Origin of the sequence: Kocuria sp. CNJ-770 (assembly GCF_001942375.1) — a bacterium.
Classification (GTDB): Bacteria; Actinomycetota; Actinomycetes; order Actinomycetales; family Micrococcaceae; genus Kocuria; species Kocuria oceani.
Genome location: NZ_MKJW01000102.1, coordinates 1 through 18912 on the forward strand (window position 1 = coordinate 1; position 18912 = coordinate 18912).

Annotated in this window: 10 protein-coding genes and 1 pseudogene; 8 read left to right on the forward strand and 3 right to left on the reverse strand. The window is 73.8% G+C overall.

The window, feature by feature from the left end:
• Positions 1 to 136: 136 nt before the first annotated feature.
• Positions 137 to 1771, forward strand: a complete 1635-nt coding sequence (locus BJF77_RS11660; RefSeq protein WP_075872266.1) for a GMC family oxidoreductase — start codon at positions 137 to 139, stop codon at positions 1769 to 1771.
• 90 nt (positions 1772 to 1861) lie between these two features.
• Here the strand turns inward: BJF77_RS11660 and BJF77_RS11665 are convergent, their stop codons facing one another.
• Positions 1862 to 4987: a hypothetical protein gene (locus tag BJF77_RS11665; protein WP_075872267.1), complete on the reverse strand. Its 3126-nt coding sequence runs from the start codon at positions 4985 to 4987 to the stop codon at positions 1862 to 1864.
• 128 nt (positions 4988 to 5115) lie between these two features.
• On the opposite strand from BJF77_RS11665, the gene BJF77_RS22360 reads away from it, so the two are divergent.
• The 4 genes from BJF77_RS22360 to purU all read left to right on the forward strand — a co-directional run bounded on the left by BJF77_RS22360 (position 5116) and on the right by purU (position 12955).
• Complete coding sequence (locus BJF77_RS22360) at positions 5116 to 8454, forward strand: DEAD/DEAH box helicase (RefSeq protein WP_075872268.1); 3339 nt, start codon at positions 5116 to 5118, stop codon at positions 8452 to 8454.
• A 236-nt stretch (positions 8455 to 8690) separates the two neighbouring features.
• Positions 8691 to 10040, forward strand: a complete 1350-nt coding sequence (locus BJF77_RS11675; RefSeq protein ID WP_075872269.1) for a hypothetical protein — start codon at positions 8691 to 8693, stop codon at positions 10038 to 10040.
• A gap of 247 nt (positions 10041 to 10287) precedes the next feature.
• Positions 10288 to 11433: a VIT1/CCC1 family protein gene (locus tag BJF77_RS11680; RefSeq protein WP_075872270.1), complete on the forward strand. Its 1146-nt coding sequence runs from the start codon at positions 10288 to 10290 to the stop codon at positions 11431 to 11433.
• Positions 11434 to 12082: 649 nt separating this feature from the next.
• Positions 12083 to 12955: a formyltetrahydrofolate deformylase gene (gene purU / locus BJF77_RS11685; protein WP_075872271.1), complete on the forward strand. Its 873-nt coding sequence runs from the start codon at positions 12083 to 12085 to the stop codon at positions 12953 to 12955.
• A 97-nt stretch (positions 12956 to 13052) separates the two neighbouring features.
• Here purU and BJF77_RS11690 read toward each other — a convergent pair whose 3' ends face one another.
• The gene (locus BJF77_RS11690; protein ID WP_075872272.1) at positions 13053 to 14096 is read right to left on the reverse strand and encodes a Gfo/Idh/MocA family oxidoreductase; all 1044 of its coding nucleotides are present in this window, start codon (positions 14094 to 14096) and stop codon (positions 13053 to 13055) included.
• Positions 14097 to 14326: 230 nt separating this feature from the next.
• Here BJF77_RS11690 and BJF77_RS11695 point away from each other — a divergent pair, with 230 nt between their 5' ends.
• From BJF77_RS11695 to BJF77_RS11705, 3 genes are all read left to right on the forward strand, one after another.
• Positions 14327 to 15067 carry a GntR family transcriptional regulator gene (locus BJF77_RS11695; RefSeq protein WP_047804973.1) on the forward strand — a complete coding sequence of 247 codons (741 nt, stop codon included), beginning with the start codon at positions 14327 to 14329 and terminating at the stop codon, positions 15065 to 15067.
• 157 nt (positions 15068 to 15224) lie between these two features.
• Positions 15225 to 16142, forward strand: a complete 918-nt coding sequence (iolB, locus tag BJF77_RS11700; RefSeq protein ID WP_047804972.1) for a 5-deoxy-glucuronate isomerase — start codon at positions 15225 to 15227, stop codon at positions 16140 to 16142.
• A gap of 110 nt (positions 16143 to 16252) precedes the next feature.
• A complete protein-coding gene (locus BJF77_RS11705) occupies positions 16253 to 17617 on the forward strand; it encodes an MFS transporter (RefSeq protein ID WP_139318550.1) in 1365 nt (454 codons plus the stop codon).
• 175 nt (positions 17618 to 17792) lie between these two features.
• Here BJF77_RS11705 and BJF77_RS11710 read toward each other — a convergent pair.
• Positions 17793 to 18829, reverse strand: a pseudogene (locus BJF77_RS11710) (Gfo/Idh/MocA family protein).
• Between the last annotated feature and the right edge of the window lie 83 nt (positions 18830 to 18912).

Genomic DNA, 18912 nt, shown 5'->3' on the forward strand with positions numbered 1-18912 from the left:
GCGCCCGAGACCGGCGCCGCCGCGGCGCCGTCGTCGCCGCCCGGGACGCGCGCCGCGGCGACCGCGCCCCGGGATCGGCCCCGGACCCCGCCCGAGACCCCTGAGACCCCGAGATCCCGAGACGTCGAGGAGAGACATGAGCACGCCCAGCCCCACCCCCGCCCCCGAGGCCCCGCAGGAGTTCGACTACCTGGTGGTCGGCGGCGGCTCCGCCGGAGCCGTCGTCGCCGCACGGCTGTCCGAGGACCCGGCCGTGACGGTCGGGCTCATCGAGGCCGGCCCGCACGACCAGCACCTCGACGAGGTGCTCACCCTCAGCCGCTGGATGGAGCTGCTGGAGTCCGGCTACGACTGGGACTATCCGCTCGAGGAGCAGGAGAACGGCAACTCCTTCATGCGCATGGCCCGGGCCAAGGTGCTCGGCGGCTGCTCCTCCCACAACTCGTGCATCGCGTTCTGGGCCCCGGCCGAGGACATCGACGAGTGGGAGGAGGTCCACGGCGCCGAGGGCTGGAACGCCGAGACCGCCTTCCGGCTCTACCGGAAGCTCGAGACCAACGACGACGAGGGCGCCCACCACGGCCACGACGGCCCCGTGCACCTCATGCAGATCCCCGACGCCGACCCCTGTGGCGTCGCGCTGCTGGAGGCCTGCGAGCAGGCCGGCATCCCGCGCACGCCGTTCAACACCGGCAAGACCGTGGTCGAGGGCGCGAACTTCTTCCAGATCAACCGCCGGCCCGACGGCACCCGCGCCTCGGCCTCCGTGTCCTACCTGCACCCCGTCGCGGACCGGGGGAACCTCACGGTCCTGCACTCCACCCAGGCCAGGCGCGTGGTCGTGGAGGACGGCCGGGCCGTGGGCGTGGAGGTCGTCGACAACGCCTTCGGCACCGCGCGCACCGTGCGCGCCCGCCGCGAGGTGGTCGTCTCCGCCGGGGCGATCGACACCCCCAAGCTGCTGATGCTCTCCGGGATCGGTCCGGCCGAGCACCTGCGGGAGGTCGGCGTGGACGTGCTCGTGGACTCCCCCGGTGTGGGCTCCCACCTGCAGGACCACCCCGAGGGCGTGATCCAGTGGGAGGCGCGGAAGCCGATGGTCACCGAGTCCACCCAGTGGTGGGAGGCGGGGATCTTCACCCGGGTCGACCCCGACGGCGACCGGCCGGACCTGATGATGCACTACGGCTCCGTCAACTTCGACATGCACACCTACCGGCAGGGCTACCCGACCGCGGACAACGTCTTCTGCCTCACCCCCAACGTCACCCACGCCCGCTCCCGCGGCACGGTGCGGCTGCGCTCACGGGACTTCCGCGACAAGCCCCGGGTCGACCCCCGCTACTTCACCGACCCCGAGGGCTACGACATGCGGATCATGACCGCCGGGATCCGCAAGGCCCGCGAGATCGTGGCGCAGTCCCCGCTGGCCGAGTGGGCCGGGCGGGAGCTGTTCCCCGGCGAGGACGTGCAGACGGACGAGCAGATCGCCGACTACGTGCGCCGGACCCACAACACCGTCTACCACCCGGCCGGCTCCTGCCGGATGGGCCCGGTGGAGGACGCGATGTCCCCGCTCGACCCGCAGCTGCGGGTCAAGGGCGTGCGCGGGCTGCGGGTGGCCGACGCCTCGGTGATGCCGGAGCTGACCACCGTCAACCCCAACATCACCGTCTACATGATCGGTGAGCGGGCCGCCGAGCTGATCGCCGCGGACACCGAGCTGATCGCCGCGGACGCCGGCGACCGGGCGGCCGACCCGACCGTGTAGCCGCGGACCGGACCGCGCCCCGGGCGCGGACGTGGACGGGCCCCGGGTCGTCCGACCCGGGGCCCGTCCACGTCGCCGGCCGGCAGCCGCTCAGCTCATCAGCTTGTCGACCAGCGCCTGGGCGAACTCCGGCGAGACGTCCCCGTAGTTGAGCGAGAAGTCCTCGTCCACCTTCGCCGGGAGCAGGCCCGAGCACAGCACCGCGGCGCGGGCGTAGAGCCCGGCCAGCTCCGCCCCGATGGGCACGGACAGCAGCTCCAGCTCCGGGTCGTAGGAGACGATCGGCACCCCGGCCTGCCGGGCCGCGAAGTGCTTGCCGATGCCCGAGGCCACGAACCGTGCGTGGCCGGACTCGACGTCGGCCGGGGTGCGGAAGGCGTAGCGCGTCCGGTGGTGGTGGTTGATCCGGTACAGCCCGGGCCGGTCCCGGTCCTCGGTGGGCTCCCAGGTGGCGTCCTCGGGCACGAACCGCTCGGCGACCCCGTTGTACTGCATCTCCGCGCGGCGCAGGTGCTCCTCGACCTCCGACAGCGGCGGCAGGGTCTCCAGCATCGCAGGACCGGCGTCGAGCACCACGTCGCAGAGACCCGCGGGCAGGGCCGCCTGCAGCTTCTCGAGGTCCACGTCCTGCAGCAGGGTCGTGCCGTGGTCCTCCGGGGAGAGCACCACCACGGAGGCGTCCTGCGCGGCGGCCGCCTCGGCCACCACGGCCTCCTTCTCCGGCGTCCACCCGCCGGTGAGCAGCACGGAGCCGTCCACGAGCTGGGTCAGGGTCGGGCCGCAGACCTGCCAGCGGCGCACGGTCCAGTGCTCGTCGCGGACCACCTCGAGGAAGCCCAGGGCCTGCAGGTGGCCCACGAACCACTCCTCGAACCGCTCCGAGTCCTCCAGCTGCCGGGCGAGGATCGACAGGCTGGATCGCTTGCCCCCGCCCAGGAAGGTGAGGGCGTCGCGGAACGGCGCCCAGGACGTGGGGTACTCCCCCTCGTCGGGGCCGATGAAGCGCAGCGCGTCCACGGACCCGGTGGAGGTGATCGCCGACGGCTTCGTGAGCCGCCCGGGGTAGCGCTTCTGCAGCCCGCACTGGGCGCACTCCCCGAAGATCCAGGGCGCCTTCGCCTTCGGCTCCATGGCGGGCAGCACGATCCGGTGCCGGCCGGTGGCCAGGCAGGAGCGTCCCTCCGGCTCGGGCAGCACGTTGGTGCGCTCGAGCAGCAGCTGCCCCTCGGAGGAGTGCCAGCCGGGGGCGCCCGGCACCTCGTGCTCCTCGGGCGCCGGGCGCGCGGGCAGGTTGTCGAAGGCACCCTGCACGTAGTGCTCGGGCAGCTGCCCCACGGTGGAGGCCGTGACCGGCCACAGCGGCTCGTCCGCCACGTGCACCATCTCCCCCTCGTAGCCGAGGGAGCGCTGGGTCAGGTAGAAGGACGAGTCCCGCAGCTTGAACTCCCGGCGCTGCTTGACCGTGCGCCCGGCCTTGAGCACCAGGGTGTAGTCGTTGGGCCTGAGCGTGCCGTCGGCCCGGGCCAGGGGCGTGCCCTGGAGGGAGATCTGGAACGGCGGCACCCGGGCCTCGGCGAGCTTCGCCTTCTCCAGCTTGAAGGAGTGCGGGTTGCGCCACTCGCACTCCACGGTCAGCGGGACGTCCGAGTCCGAGGTGATCGTCACCTGCGGGGGCCGCTGCGTGGACCAGCGCACCACGTCGCCGGGGATGCGCAGGCCGCCCGAGAGGGTCACCGCGGGCACCAGCCGCGGCACGAGGCCGGAGAAGTTGTCGTTCGCGGTGAGCTCCGGATTGCCCGCCCGCAGCACCTGCACGTCGTCGAACATCACCCAGCCCTCCGCGAGGCCGTGCGTGCCGGCCTCCACGAAGCGGTAGTCCGGGGACGCGGAGTCGTCGAGCACGCGCTTGATCTGGGCGATCCACTCCGGCTCGTCCCGGACCATGATCCGGCAGGGCCAGGCCGCGGGGATGTGGTCCACCGAGATGAAGGTGTCCGAGAACCCGTCCTTGGCGAAGATGACGACCGGGCGCGGGTTGCGCTCGAAGCGCACGTCCCCGGCGCTGAGCCGCAGCGCCCCGCCCAGCAGCGTCCCCGGGTCCGTGCGGGCGGTGTAGGCCGACACGCCCAGGAAGGCGTCCCCGATGAAGGACAGGAACACCGTGCGGGGACCCGCGGTGGTCTCCAGCTCCACCTCCCGGCCGGAGAGGAACCGCTTGGGCACCACGAAGCCGAGTTCGAACACGGGGTTGCCCACGTAGTCGGTGCTGTCCGTCAGGGACAGCGAGTACGACTTGACGGCGCTGCGGCCCGGCCCGCGGACGTGCGCGCGGACCTCGGCGCGGGCCTGCTCGCGGGACTGCTCCCACACGGCGAGCTCGGCGAGGGCGATCTCCAGTCCCGGCTCCCGGGTCAGCGGGTTCGCCCAGACCTGCTTCATGGCCTTCGAGGCCTTGGTCTCGGCCATGTCCAGCCAGAAGTCGAGGTAGACCCCGAGCTCGGCCGCGGAGAGGCCCTGGGCGGTGGTCATCCCCAGGTCCTCGAACATCCGGTGCAGCTGGCGGCGCTCGGCCTCCCCGAACATCGTCTGGGACAGCGCGAGCCCCACGGGCCGCTGGTTCACCGCGTAGGCCGTGGGCAGCCCGATCTCGCCGTCGCGCAGCTCCAGCCAGTAGCGCAGCGCGTCCCAGTACGCCTCGGTGTCCTTCTTGAACGAGGACTCGAGGGCCTTGGCGTTGTCCGGGCCAGCCTGCAGCAGCACGGTCAGCGGCAGGAAGAACGTCGAGACGGACTTGTTGCCCGTGCGCGCCGCGAGGGTGGACATGTGCCGCCCGGCGAGCGCGAACAGCGCCAGCAGCGCGACGACGGGCGGCGGCGGGATCTCCGCGATGGAGTCCAGGCTGCGGCGGGTGGCGCGGTACCACTGGCCGTTGAGGCGGTTGAACACGTCGAACACGGACCGCCGGCCGTCCTCGGTCACCAGCAGGGGGGTCACGGAGTCCGCGAGCGCCCGCAGCGCCGAGGGCCCGTCGAGCCCGTGCTCCTCGCCGATCGCGGCGAGGACCTTGTCGTCGAGGTCGAGGTAGATCAGCTCCCCCGCCCGCTCCGGGCCGAAGAAGGCCGCGCAGACGGCGTCGTTCCACCGGAGGTAGGCGAGCTCCTCGGCACTGTCGGCAATGGCATGGTCTCCGAGGCGGAGCCCAGCAGTGTCGGGCACGAGTCCTCCGTCCGCGGCCGCACGTGGGGCCGCTGTCGTCGTTCGAGGGGTCGCCTCGATTATAGATAGCCCGCGAGGGGGCCTCCGCACGCTCGTGGTTCGTCCGCGCGGGCGGATACGGTGGGGGGATGCAACCCCTCCCCGGTCCCCTCGTGGACGCCCGGCGGCTCGTGGCCGCCTCCGGGCCCGCGGTCTTCCAGCGCGGCCAGGAGTACTTCCGCGCCGGGCGCGTCCGGACGGTGCGGTGGTCCCCGGGGGCCCAGGAGGCGGGCAGCCTCTCCGCCGAGGTGGAGGGCTCGGGCTCCGTGTACAGCGTCACCGTGCGCGTCGGCACCGGCGGCGCGCCGGGGCCGGCGTGGTGCAGCTGCCCCGCCGGGGGGTTCTGCAAGCACGCCGTGGCCACGGTGCTGCGTCACAACTTCGAGACCGCCGTGCGCGCCCACCGGCCCGGCGGCAGCGCGGCCCCCGTCTCCCCCGGGGCCACGGCCGGGGCGAGCACGACCGCCGGGCCGGAGGAGCCGCCGGACTGGAAGGACGCCCTGGCCGAGATCCTCGGCAGCGCGGGGCCGGTCGCCCCGGACCCGGAGGACCCGTCCGGGGTGGCGCTGGAGTTCGACCTGCGCCGCGAGCCCTACCGCTACGTGCACGGCACGGGCCGGGCCGGCTCCCCGTGGCACCTCTACGTGCGGCCGGTCCGCCGGGGCCGCCGGGGCCAGTGGATCAAGGGCGGGCTGGACTGGGAGACCGTCGGCGGGGAGTTCGGCGCCGGGCCGCTGAGCCCCGGCCAGGCGGACTGGTTCGACGAGCTCCGGGCGCTGAGCGCCACCCGCACCCCCTACGCGGTGCACGACCGGCACTGGATCCGCCTGGACTCCTACGCCTCGCCGCTGCTGTGGGGCATCCTCGCCCGGGCCGAGGACGCCGGGATCACCCTGGTCGGCCGGGAGCACGGGCTGCCGGTGACGGTGGAGGAACCGGGACGCTTCCACGTGGACGTCGTCCGCGGCCCCGGGAAGGACCTCGAGCTGCGGCCCACCGTGGACAGCGGCGGGCGCCGGATCGCGCTGGACACCGCCCGGATCATCGGCGATCCCGGGCACGGGCTGTTCGCCCCGGACGGGGACCCCCGGGACGTCGCGGACACCGAGGACCTCAACCTCTTCCCGCTGCGCCTCGTGCCGCTGGCCACCCGGCTCACCCGGGAGCAGCGGCGGTTCCTGGACACCGCGGGCGGTCTGACGATCCCCCAGGACGAGGTGGAGGAGTTCTTCGACCGCTACTTCCCCCGCCTGCACCGCAGCATGGACGTGGACAACGGGGACGGGTCGATCGAGCTGCCGCAGGTCGCCGACCCCGAGCTGGTGCTCACCCTGGAGCACCAGGAGCTGACCATCCGCGCCCGGTGGGAGTGGGAGTACCAGAAGGGCCGGGACCGGGTCCGGCTGCCCTTCCGCCCGGTGGACCCCCTCGCCGATGAGCCGGTGCACCGCGAGTCCTCCTGGGAGACCGCCGTCACCGCCGCGGTCCGGCACCGCGCCCCGGGCGTGGACCTCCGCCGCTCGAGCTACGTGGCGGGGGACGCCCTGGTGCTCGTGCGGCAGTGGCTGCCCGCCCTGGAGAAGATCCCGGACCTGCGGATCGAGCACACCGGAGGGCGCCCGGCCTATCAGCAGATCACCGACCCGCCCACCATCACCGTCAGCACCGCCCCCACGGAGCGCCGCGACTGGTTCGACCTCGGGGTCACGGTGAAGGTGGGCGAGTTCTACATCTCCTTCGCCGACGTCTTCCGCGCCCTGGACCTCGGGCAGGACGTGATGCTGGCCCCGGACGGGTCGTGGTTCTCCCTGGACCGGCCCGAGTTCGACCGGCTGCGCGAGCTCATCGCCGAGGCCCGTTCCCTGCAGGAGACCCCCGAGGGCCCGCTGCGGATCCACCGCCACCAGGCCGGGCTGTGGGAGGAGTTCGAGGACCTCGCGGCCGAGACGGACCAGGCCGAGGCCTGGCGGGCGTCGGTGCGCTCCCTGCTGGAGCTCGAGACGGTGGAGGCGCCGGCCGTGCCCGCGTCCCTGCACGCCGAGCTGCGCCCGTACCAGCGCGACGGCTACGCCTGGCTGAGCGTGCTGTGGGACCACGGTCTCGGCGGGATCCTCGCCGACGACATGGGCCTGGGCAAGACGGTCCAGGCGATCGCCCTGATCTGCCGCGCCGTCGAGCGCGACCCGGACCTCCCGCCCTTCCTCGTGGTGGCGCCCACCTCCGTGGTGCCCAACTGGGTGGCCGAGATCCGCCGCTTCGCCCCGTCCCTCACCGCCGTGGGCGTGACCGACACCCAGGCCAAGGCCGGCACCGCGCTCGCGGACACGGTGGCCGGCGCCCAGGTGGTCGTGACCTCGTACACGCTGCTGCGCCTGGACGAGCACGCCTACCGGGGGGTCGCCTGGGCGGGGGTGCTGCTCGACGAGGCACAGTTCGTGAAGAACCCCCGGACCAAGGCGCACCGGGCGGTCCGGGACCTCGGGGCCCCGTTCACGCTCGCGATCACGGGCACCCCGCTGGAGAACAGCCTCGTGGAGCTGTGGGCGCTGCTGTCCCTGACGGCGCCGGGCCTGTTCCCGTCGCGGCGGAAGTTCACCGAGACGTACCAGCGCCCCATCGAGCGCGGGGAGGACGCCGCGGCACTGGCCCGCCTGCGCCGGCGCGTGAAGCCGCTCATGCTCCGGCGCACCAAGGAGTCCGTGGACCTGGAGCTGCCGCCCAAACTGGAGCAGACCATCCAGGTGGAGCTCTCCCCCGCGCACCGCCGGCTCTACGACACCCGTCTGCAGCGGGAGCGGCAGAAGGTCCTGGGGCTGCTGCGGGACCTGGACCGGAACCGGTTCACGATCTTCCAGTCCCTGACCACGCTGCGTCTGCTCAGCCTCGACGCCTCCCTCGTGGACCCCGAGGCGGAGGTCTCCTCGAGCAAGCTCGACCTGCTCTTCGAGCACCTGCCGGAGATCGTGGCCGAGGGCCACCGCCCGCTGGTGTTCAGCCAGTTCACGAGCTTCCTCAAGAAGGCCGCGGCCCGCCTGGACGAGCTGAGGATCCCCTACGCCTACCTGGACGGCTCGACGACCGACCGGGCGCGGGCGCTCGAGCGCTTCACCTCCGGGGAGGCGCCCGTGTTCCTGGTGAGCCTCAAGGCGGGCGGCTTCGGGCTGAACCTCACCCAGGCGGACTACTGCTTCCTGCTCGACCCGTGGTGGAACCCCGCCACGGAGGAGCAGGCCGTGGACCGCACCCACCGCATCGGCCAGCAGAAGAAGGTCATGGTCTACCGGCTCGTCGCCCGGGACACCATCGAGGAGAAGGTCATGGCGCTCAAGGAGCGCAAGGCCCGGCTGTTCACGGCCGTGCTGGACGACGACCGGATGTTCTCGAGCGCGCTCACGGCCGAGGACATCCGCGGGCTGATCACCCCCTGACCTGGGGTTTTACCGCCGCGAGCGCCGCGTCATCCGCCGGTCACAATCCCCTGGGACAGGCGGGCGCCACCCCCCACCGACTAGGATCGGCAGTGGGCCCCCCGCTCCCCGTGGGCACCCCAACCCGGTCTTCCCGACCGGGCACCCGACGACCGACCGACCGGAGGACCCTCCATGCCCCACGCCGTGGCGGGCCTCGCAGCTTCGTGCAGCGCTATGGCTCCCTGATCCGTGCCATGGCCGACCGCGGCATGACGCGCGGGCAGGTGCGGATGCGCTTCCAGCTCCTGTTCCCGGAGGAGTCCACCGTCCTGCTGGACGCGGCGATCGCCGAGCTGGGCCAGCGCTTCGCGCAGGAGGCCACTGCCCCCGAGGTCACCGACGGCGCCGTGGGCGCCGGCGTCTGGCTCGTCATGGCCCAGCACCTGGGGGTCGGCCCCGCCCGCGACTACGCCGCCCTGCACCTGAGCGCCGACGTGGTGCGCGACGTCACCGCGCTGCTCGCCGGCGCGGACCCGGACGGCACCCTCACGCAGCAGACCCTGGCGCTCATCGGCGCGGCCCAGCAGCACTGCGCCGAGCAGACCGCCTGCCGGCCGCTCAGCGCGCACGCCTACGAGCTCGCCCGGCTGAGCCTGTGCACGGACGCGAACTTCCTGTGCGGCATCGCCCACTACTGGCCCGTTCCCGAGCGCGTGGTCGCCCAGCGCCTGGGCGGCGGGCACTGGGACGCGGCCCTGGAGCGGATCGGCCTGCGGGCCGGCACCGAGCCCGCCCACGAGCACGTGTTCACGGAGGAGGAGTACGCCGCGGCGGTGACGGCCTTCCTCAGCCACTGCCGCAGCACCGGCCACCATCCCACCACCGCCCGGTACGGCCGCTGGGTGGTCGAGCAGGAGGCCTCCAGCACGCGCCGGCCGTACTTCGACGGCGTCCGGCGGTTCTTCGGCTCCTGGGAGGAGGCCATGCGCTTCGCCTCGACCCGCCAGCCGGCCGGGGAGCCGGTCGGCGAGGGCTTCTCCGACACGCGGACCTGGTCGGACCTGGCCACCCCCGAGGCCCAGGAGATGCTGGGCCGGGCGGGGATCGGCGTGGTCGGCCCCGGCACGGCCGCCGAGGTCGTCGGCGAGGACGTGTGGGAGGACCTGCGGCGGCTCATCGCCACCGTGCTCGCCCGGCTGCCCTGGAACGACTTCCTCGTGGTCGAGTACGAGCGTGACGACGACCGCTCGGAGGCCCCGGTCGCGTGGGCCGGGGTGGGACCCCACGGCGTGGAGTGCTCCGTGGTCTCCGGCGGCCAGCTGACCCACGCGGCCTGGCCCGTGGACGCCACGTTCTTCCACGAGGACGAGTGGCACGAGCCCTCGGCGTGGAACCAGCCCTGGACGACCGGCCCGCTGGGCTTCCCGGAAGCGGCGCAGAAGCTGGTCGAGGGACTGCGCTTCGGCTGGGGCTGCTCCGACCCCTACCGGTTCCACTGGGGGGTGGGCTCCTTCCCCGCCGAGACGCGGGAGGACAGCTCCGTGATCGCCCCCGAGGGCCACCGGTGGCCGGCCCCGGACGCCGCGGACAGCATCGACTCCTGATGTGCCGGGGCCCGCGCCCCTTCGGTGCACCGAAACCGGGGGCCGTGACGGCCGGTCTACACTCGTCGGGAAGCGAAGGGGAGTAGTTCCCGGGTGCGCGCACCCGTCGGTCTGTCGCCATCCCGGTCTCGACGTGGAGTCCCGGCAGCCCACCCGCGCCGTCGGGCGAACGAGACCTTCCGGACCGTCCCCGTCCCCGGTCGGGCCCCGCGCGCCGTGCGCCGCGACGGGCCCGAGGAAGGCCCTCATGAGCCCCGAACAGACAGCCCCCTCCCCCGCTCCCGGGGAACGCCCGCCCCGTCCGGGTCCGCCGGAGCGCGGCCAGATCCGGCGCTGGCGCAAGTACCTCGCGGAGGAACGGGCCGAGGCCCGCATCTACCGTCTGCTGGCCGCCCGCAGCACCGGCCGGGAGGCGGAGATCCTGCACCGGGTCGCGGAGGCCGAGCAGCGCCACGCCGAGCACTGGGTGCGGCTGCTCGGCCCGCACGCCGCCACCGACGCCCGCCCGTCCCTGTACTCCCGGCTGCTGATCTTCCTCGCCGCGCACTTCGGCTCCGTCTTCGTCCTGGCCCTGCTGCAGCGCGCCGAGAGCCGCTCGCCCTACGACGGGGAGCAGGACGCGTCCGACGCCATGGCCGCCGACGAGGCGGTGCACGAGGAGATCGTCCGGGCGCTGGCCACCGAGGGCCGGCACAAGCTCTCCGGCAACTTCCGGGCGGCGGTCTTCGGCGCCAACGACGGACTCGTCTCCAACCTCGCGCTGGTCATGGGCGTGGGCGCCACCGGCACGGCCCCCACGATGGTGCTCTTCGCGGGGATCGCCGGTCTGCTCGCGGGGGCGCTGTCCATGGGGGCCGGGGAGTACGTCTCCGTGCGCTCCCAGCGGGAGCTGCTCGACGCCTCCCAGCCGACCCAGGTCACCCTGCACGTCGCCCCGAACCTGGACCTGGACGCCAACGAGCTGGTGCTCGTCTACCGTGCCCGGGGGATGAGCGAGGAGGCCGCCGAGCACCGGGCGGCGGAGCGCCTGGGCCTCTACGAGTGCGACTGCGACCCGTCCCGCTCCTTCCAGGAGCCCGCCGAGGACCAGCCCGAGCAGCGGGCGCACGTGGCGCTGGGCACCGACCTGGGCGCCGCGGCGTCCAGCTTCTGCTTCTTCGCCTCGGGGGCCGTCATCCCGATCCTGCCCTACCTCCTGGGCCTCACCGGGTTTCCCGCCATGGCCGTCGCCCTCGCGATGGTCGGCCTCGCCCTGCTGGTGACCGGAGGGCTGGTCGGCCTGCTCTCCGGGGCCTCCCCCTGGAAGCGGGGTCTCCGCCAGTTGGCCATCGGCTACGGGGCCGCCCTGGCCACCTACGTCCTGGGCCTGCTCTTCAACACGACCGTGGCCTGAGACCGGGCTCGGGACGGGGCCGGGGACGCCGCGCCCCGCCCGGAGGGCCACCCAGGCCTGTCCCCACTTGAGCGGACAGCGCGGCGCGAGTGCCCGGCTGCCTGCACCGGCCCCCGCGCACAGAGATGCTGGTCGGACGCGAATTCTCGCGGGAACGCCCGGCCGGGGACGCGGGCAGCAGGCCCTGAGCCGCCCGCCGGCAGAGCCTCGGCGCGGCTTCCTGACAATTTCCTGGGGACAGCGGGTGCCGACACGGCTCCGGGTCGGATAAAGTTGCGATCGTGGTGAGAACCACAGCAATGGGGGAAATTGCGCGGGCACGACCGATTCGGACGCACTGGGGGGTGCACCGTCTGCGGCGCCCGCGCTCTGAAAGCCGCTCAGCCCACGGCTCTCCTCTGTTGAGGCGTGCAACGCCTGCCGATGGCCGCGGGTCCTCCGAAGCGAGGCGCATCTCTCCCCGCGCCGGGCGGACTCCTACCGCCCGTTCCCGCGGCCATCGGTCTACACCGCGCCGGCCCGGCACCGAGCCCGTGGCGCCGCTCCCGCCGTCCCCACCCTCTGCCCGCGCGGGCTAGGATCGTAGGGCCGCACCGGCCGATGCCGTGCCGTGCGACCCACCACCCGCCCAGCGCCGAGGAGTTCCGCCATGCCCGACCAGGTCCCGGGGACCGTCGAACACGTCCTGACCGTCCACTGCCCCGAGGCCCACGGGCTCGTCAGCGCCATCACGTCGAACCTGACGGAGCAGGGCTGCGACATCTTCGACGTCAAGCACTTCTCCGACCGCTTCACCGACGAGTTCTTCATCCGCTGCCACACGGTCAGCGAGGCCGGGACGGCCACCGTGGAGTCCCTGACGGAGGGCTTCGCCCCGGTGGCCGAGCAGCACGACATGCGGTTCCGGCTGGTCTCCGCGCAGCGCAGGACGCGGGTGCTCGTGCTGGTCTCCCGGTTCTCCCACTGCCTCACCGACCTGCTGCACCGCACCCGGATCGGCGAGCTGCCCATCGAGATCGTGGCCGTGGTCTCCAACCACCTCGACCACAAGAGCCTCGTCGAGTGGCACGACGTCCCGTTCCACCACGTGCCCGTCACCCCCGAGACGAAGCCGCAGGCGGAGGCGAAGCTGCTCGGGCTGGTCGAGCACTACGACGTCGAGCTGGTGGTGCTCGCCCGCTACATGCAGGTCCTCTCGGACGAGCTGACCCGCGAGCTGTCGGGCCGCTGCATCAACATCCACCACTCGTTCCTGCCCTCGTTCAAGGGCGCCAAGCCCTATCACCAGGCCTACGCGCGCGGCGTGAAGATGGTGGGCGCCACGGCCCACTACGTGACCTCGGACCTGGACGAGGGCCCGATCATCGCCCAGCGCGTCATCGCCGTGGACCACGCCCACACGCCCGCGGACCTGGTGGCGGTCGGCCGCGACGCCGAGATGCAGGCCCTCTCACGGGCCGTGAGGTGGCACGCCGAGGGACGCGTGGTGCTCTCCGGCAACCGCACCATCGTCCTGGTCTGACCGCGCGGACGGCGCTGCGGCCGGTGGGGTGCCGGTCCGGCCACCGGTCCGGCCGCGGCACCTGCCGCGGCCGGGCCGGCGCGGCGGCCGGACGGTGCTACCCGGCGCTGCGCACCGGGTCGGCGGCCACCCGCACCGGGACGCCGGTGCGCAGCGACTCCTGCGCGGCATCGGCCACCCGTGCGGCGGCCACGGCGTCCTCCGGTGGGCACGGGTTGGCCCGGCGGCCCAGGACCAGCTCCACGAAGGCGACCATCTCCGCCCGGTAGGCCGCGGCGAAGCGCTCCGCGAAGGTCCGGTGCGGGGTACCGGCCGGGAAGGTCACGCCCGGTTCGGCCGAGCGCACCGCGGTCCGGTCGTCCAGGCCCACGGCCAGCGAGGCTCGGGAACCCTGTATCTCCAGGCGCACGTCGTGGCCCGCACCGTTGTAGCGGCCGGCCGAGACCGTGCCCACGGTGCCGTCGTCGAAGGTCACCACGGCGAGCGCCGTGTCCACGTCCCCGACGGACCCGATGGCGGGATCGCCGTTGTTGGAGCCCCTCGCATAGACCTCCACGATCTCGTGGCCGGTCAGCCAGCGCAGGATGTCGAAGTCGTGCACGGAGCAGTCGCGGAACAGCCCGCCCGACGCGGCGAGGAACTCCACCGGGGGCGGGGTCATGTCGCAGGTGACGGCGCGCAGGGAGTGGATCCAGCCGAGCTCGCCGGCGGCGAGGGCCTCCCGGGCCCGCAGATAGCCCGCGTCGAAGCGGCGCTGGTGGCCGATCTGCACGGTCCCGCCGGCCGCCCGGACGTGCTCCAGCACGGGCAGCGAGTCCGCCACGTCCAGGGCCACCGGCTTCTCGCAGAACACCGGCACGCCCGCGTCCACGCCCGCCCGGATCAGCCCCGGGTGGGTCGCCGTCCCGGTGGCCACGACCAGCCCGTCCACCCCGGACCCCAGCATCTCCGCCACGGAGGGCACGAACCGGGCCCCCAGCCGCTCGGCGACCGACCGGGCGTGCGCCGCGGCGACGTCGGTCAGCACCAGCCGGACGTCGATCCCCCGCGGGTTCAGCTCCTCCTCGAGGGAGGCCAGGTTCTCGGCGTGCATCACGCCGATCCGGCCGACGCCGACGAGGCCGAGGGTGATCTGCTCCATGGTGCTCCTTCGTGCAGGACTGAGGCTGACGCCCGGGTCCGGTGTCGGGCGGTGGATCGAACGGAGGGGGCCGCCGGCCGGGCCGGGCGGCGCGGACCGCGCTCCGCCCCCCAGACTGGGTGACCCTGGTCACGGATGTCAATAAAATGTATGGACATATTCACATCACCCCGTGGACAATGGACAGCAGCGCCATCCGTCCCCGCCCGGCCCACCCCTGGAGGCACACCATGTCCGGCCCACTCCGTCTCACGGTCGACAAGTCCTCCCCCGTACCGCTCTACCACCAGGTGGCGCAGGGCCTCGAGGACGCGATCCGCAGCGGAGAGCTGCCGCCCGGGACGAAGCTCGACAACGAGATCGACCTGGCGAACAGCCTCAACCTCTCCCGCCCCACCATGCGCAAGGCGATGGACCAGCTCGTGCGCGCCGGGCTGCTGGTGCGCAAGCGCGGGGTGGGCACGCAGGTGGTGGGCACCCAGGTGCGCCGTTCCCTGGAGCTGACGAGCCTGCACGAGGATCTCCGGCGCAGCGGCAGCGCGCCCAGCACCGACGTGCTGGACTTCGCCGTGGTGCCCGCCGACGACGAGGTGGCCCTGCTGCTGGGGCTGCAGCCCGGGGACGAGGTCTACCACCTCGTGCGGCTGCGCTGCACGGACGGGGAACCGCTCGCGCTCATGGAGAACTGGATCCCGCGCGCGCTGTGCGAGCTCAGCCGGGACCGGCTGGCCGAGGAGGGGCTCTACTCCCTCATGCGCGGCCAGGGCGTCAACTTCCAGCTGGCCCACCAGCGGGTGGGTGCCGTCTCGGCCGACGCGTTCCAGGCGGAGCAGCTGCGCGTCGACCCCGGTGCCGCGCTGGTCAGCATGCACCGCACCGCCATGGACGACCTCGGCCGCCCCGTGGAGACCGGCCGGCACGTGTACCGGGCGGACAAGTACACCTTCGAGCTGACCCTCGTCCAGCGCTAGGCATCGTCCGGGCACCGCCGGCCCCGGATCCCGCCGCCCCGGGCGGCAGCTCCTCCACGGGCCCGGCCCCGCCCGCGTCTCCCCGCGCACCGCCCGGCCCCCGGGCCCCGACATCCGACCAGCACCACCCGACGACACCGGAAGGCACATCGACCGCATGCACACCGACAGCTCCCGCCCCGAATGGGTCCACCCCAAGGACTCCGCCGCCCAGGACGGCTGGTTCGTCTCCCTCGGCGGCCACGACTCCGCCACCGAGGTCCCCGGCTGGGCCCACACGGGCCTGCGCGTGGCCGATCTCGGCCCGGGCGACCGGATCACCCTGGACGCCGCCGAGGAGGAGCGCATCGTGGTGCCCCTGACCGGCAGCTTCACCGCCGAGACCGGTGGTGAGACGTATGACCTCGCCGGGCGCCCGTCCGTCTTCGCCGGCCCCACCGACGTCCTCTACACCGGGGTCCGCCGGGACCTGACCGTGTCCACCGCGACCGGCGGCCGGGTGGCCGTGGCCTCCGCCCCGGCGCGCGAGGAGTACCCGACCCGGCTGGTCGCCCGTGCGGAGATCCCGGTGGAGCTGCGCGGGGCGGGCCAGTGCTCCCGGCAGGTGCACAACTTCGGCACGCCCGCGGCGCTGGAGGCCGACCGGTTCATCGTCTGCGAGGTGCTCACCCCGGCGGGCAACTGGTCCTCCTATCCCCCGCACAAGCACGACGAGGAGAAGGACGGGGAGACGGCCCTCGAGGAGATCTACTACTTCGAGACGCAGCTCGCCGCCGGCATGCCCGCCCCGGAGGAGGGCGGTCCCGATCCCATGGGCTACCAGCGGGTCTACGCCTCCGACGACCGGCCCATCGACGTGGCGGCGGAGGTGCGCTCGGGCGACGTCGTCCTGGTGCCCTACGGCTGGCACGGCCCGGCCATGGCGACCCCCGGCTACGACATGTACTACCTCAACGTCATGGCCGGTCCCGGCCGGGTGCGGGAGTGGCTGATCAGCGACGACCCGCACCACGGCTGGATCCGCCGGACCTGGGACGAGGCGGCGATCGACCCGCGCCTCCCCTTCGGGCGCTGAGCACGTCCGCGCCGCCGCCGGGCGAGCGGCCCCGGACGGGCCCGGCGGACCCGGAGCCCGCCCGGCCGTGGAGCCGCCGGCTCGCGCTGCTCGTGGCGGCGGTGCTGTTCATGGAACACCTCGACGGCACGATCCTCGTGACGGCGGCTCCGCGCATCGCGGCCGATCTCGGCGTGGGCAGCGCCGAGGTCGGCCTCGCGATGACCGTCTACCTCGTCACGGTGGCCACCTTCATCCCCGTGGGCGGGTGGCTGGCCGGCCGCTTCGGGGCCCGGCGGGTGTTCTGCACGTCCATCGTCGTCTTCACCCTGGCCTCCGTGCTGTGCGCGGCCAGCGGCAGCCTGCCGGCCCTCGTGGCCGGACGGGCCCTGCAGGGCCTCGGAGGGGCCCTCATGGTCCCGGTCGGACAGCTCGTGGTGCTGCGGGCCACGGACCGGCGGGACCTGCTGCGGGCGATCGCCTGGATCACGTGGCCGGCGCTGCTCGCCCCCGTGCTGGCACCGCTCCTGGGCGGGCTGCTGACCTCCTGGGCGAGCTGGCACTGGATCTTCCTGGTCAACGTCCCGGTGGGGGCGGCCGCCCTGCTGGCGGCCCTGTGGCTCGTCCGGGACGTGGAGACCGAGCGGCGGCCCCTGGACGCACCCGGCCTGCTGGGCGCCACGGTCACCGTGTTCGGGCTGGTGGCCGGGCTGCAGCTCGTCGCGGACCCGCGGTGGGCCCCGGCCGGGGCCGGGCTGCTGTGCGCGGCCGCGCTCAGCGGTGCCGCGGCCGTCCGGTGGCTGCTGCGCAGCGCGCACCCCCTGCTGGACCTGCGGGTCTACCGGATCGCCGGCTACCGGGCGGCGAACTCGGGCGGGCTGGTCTACCGTGCGGTCGTCAGCTCGGTCCCGTTCCTGCTCCCGCTGCTGTTCCAGGACGGCTTCGGCCGCTCGCCCGTGGAGTCGGGGCTGCTGGTCACCGCGGTCTTCCTCGGCAACGTGGGCGTCAAGCCGGCCACCACGCCGCTGCTGCGCCGGTTCGGGTTCCGCGCCGTCCTCCTCGGCTCCGTGGCCGGTGGTGCCGCCTGCATCGCGGCGTTCCTGCTCCTCACGCCCGCGACGCCCCTGTGGCTCGTGACCGCCCTGCTGCTGCTCAGCGGGGCGCTGCGCTCGATCGGCTTCACCGCCTACAACTCCCTGCAGTTCGCCGACGTGGAGCCGGGCCGGCTCTCCTCGGCCAACACCCTGTCCGCCACCGGCGCGCAGCTGGCCACCGGTCTGGGGATCGCCGTGGGAGCGCTGGTCCTGCAGCTGGCCACGACCACGGCCCCTGCCGGGCCCGAGGCCGGCGACCTGTTCCCGTACCGGGTCGCCTTCGCCGCCATGGCGGCCCTGCTCCTGGTGCCCCTGCTCAGCGTGCTGCGGCTCCCGCCGGGGACCGCCGCGCACGTCGCCGAGCGGCTCCCCCGGGCGGCGGCGTCCCGGCGGGCGGGGTGAGGGTCCCGGGTCCGCGGCCCTGCCGTCCGCACTCGCATGAGCAGCGGGCACCATGTCCTGCCCGGGCGGGCGACGGGGTGCCCCGGGTGCACCGGGTAGTCCCGCCGAGGACCGGCGTCGGGGCGCAGTGGAGCCGTGGCTCCGCCGCGCCCCGACGCCGGCCCGTCGTGGCCCCTCAGGCGCGGGCCGGAATCTGGGCCGCGCCGTAGAGCTCCGGCTTCGGCTGGAGCTGCACGGGGACGATCTCCCCGCTGGCCTGCGCGCGGACGCCGGCCTCGCAGCACGCCGCCGTGGCGTAGCCGTCCCAGGCCGAGGGCCCGCCGATCCCCCCGCGGGCGGCCGCGTCGACCCAGGCCTGGATCTCGCGGTCGTAGGCCTCGACGAAGCGCTCCTCGAAACCGGGGGTCACGGACCCGCCCCAGGTGCCGGCGGTGCGGACGTAGGGCTCCTGGTCGCCGCCGATGCCGACGATGCCCGTCTCGAAGGACGCCTGGGTGGCGACCTGGTAGCCGAACTGGGCGTTGACGTAGACCTCCACCTGGGCGAGGATCCCGGACTCGGTCTCCAGGAGCACGAGCTGGGGGTCCCGCTGGCCCGCCGGCGCGTTGCGGGTGGAGCGTCCGATCCGGACCTGCACGGAGGTGATCTCCTCGCCGGTGAAGAACCGCACGGCGTCGAACTCGTGGACCACAGAGTCGTTGATGATCATCTCGTTGGTGAACCCGGCCGGGTGGTGGGGTTGCGGTGCTGGTGGTGCAGGGTCAGCAGCTCGCCGTAGGTCTTCTCCTCGATCATCCGGCGCAGGCTCAGGTAGCCGGCGTCGAAGCGGCGCATGAAGCCGACCTGGACCAGCCGGCGGCCCGCGGCGACCTCCGCCTGGACCACGCGCCAGGAGGAATCGGCGTCGGGGGTGAGCGGCTTCTCGCACAGGATGGGCAGGCCGTGCTCGATGACGGGCAGCAGCACCTGCTCGTGCAGGAAGCCGGGGGTCGCGATCAGGACGGCGTCCGCGGCGTCCCGGTCGAGGACCTCCTGCAGGTCCGTGTGGGCCGCGGCGCCGGGGATGTGGGCCACGGCGGCCTCGGCGCGGGGCCGGTCGATGTCGACGACGGCGGCGACCTCGGCGCCGTTGATCCGTCGGTGGAGGCGCTCGATGTGGTCGGCGCCCATGCGTCCTGCGCCGACGACGGCGACGCGCAGCGGGGTGTTCATGGTCGGTCTCCTTCATCTGCCCCGGTGGGGCACGGGTGGTTCGGGACCGCGCCCCCGCCGGTGGGGCACCGGCGGGGGCGCGG

Excerpts from the sequence above, each read along its gene's own strand:
- BJF77_RS11675 (WP_075872269.1), top strand. The coding sequence starts at position 8,691 with ATGGCCGACCGCGGCATGACGCGCGGGCAGGTGCGGATGCGCTTCCAG.
- BJF77_RS11680 (WP_075872270.1), top strand. The coding sequence starts at position 10,288 with ATGAGCCCCGAACAGACAGCCCCCTCCCCCGCTCCCGGGGAACGCCCG.
- BJF77_RS11705 (WP_139318550.1), top strand. The coding sequence starts at position 16,253 with ATGGAACACCTCGACGGCACGATCCTCGTGACGGCGGCTCCGCGCATC.
- purU (WP_075872271.1), top strand. The coding sequence starts at position 12,083 with ATGCCCGACCAGGTCCCGGGGACCGTCGAACACGTCCTGACCGTCCAC.
- BJF77_RS11695 (WP_047804973.1), top strand. The coding sequence starts at position 14,327 with ATGTCCGGCCCACTCCGTCTCACGGTCGACAAGTCCTCCCCCGTACCG.
- BJF77_RS11690 (WP_075872272.1), bottom strand. The coding sequence starts at position 14,096 with ATGGAGCAGATCACCCTCGGCCTCGTCGGCGTCGGCCGGATCGGCGTG.
- BJF77_RS22360 (WP_075872268.1), top strand. The coding sequence starts at position 5,116 with ATGCAACCCCTCCCCGGTCCCCTCGTGGACGCCCGGCGGCTCGTGGCC.
- iolB (WP_047804972.1), top strand. The coding sequence starts at position 15,225 with ATGCACACCGACAGCTCCCGCCCCGAATGGGTCCACCCCAAGGACTCC.
- BJF77_RS11660 (WP_075872266.1), top strand. The coding sequence starts at position 137 with ATGAGCACGCCCAGCCCCACCCCCGCCCCCGAGGCCCCGCAGGAGTTC.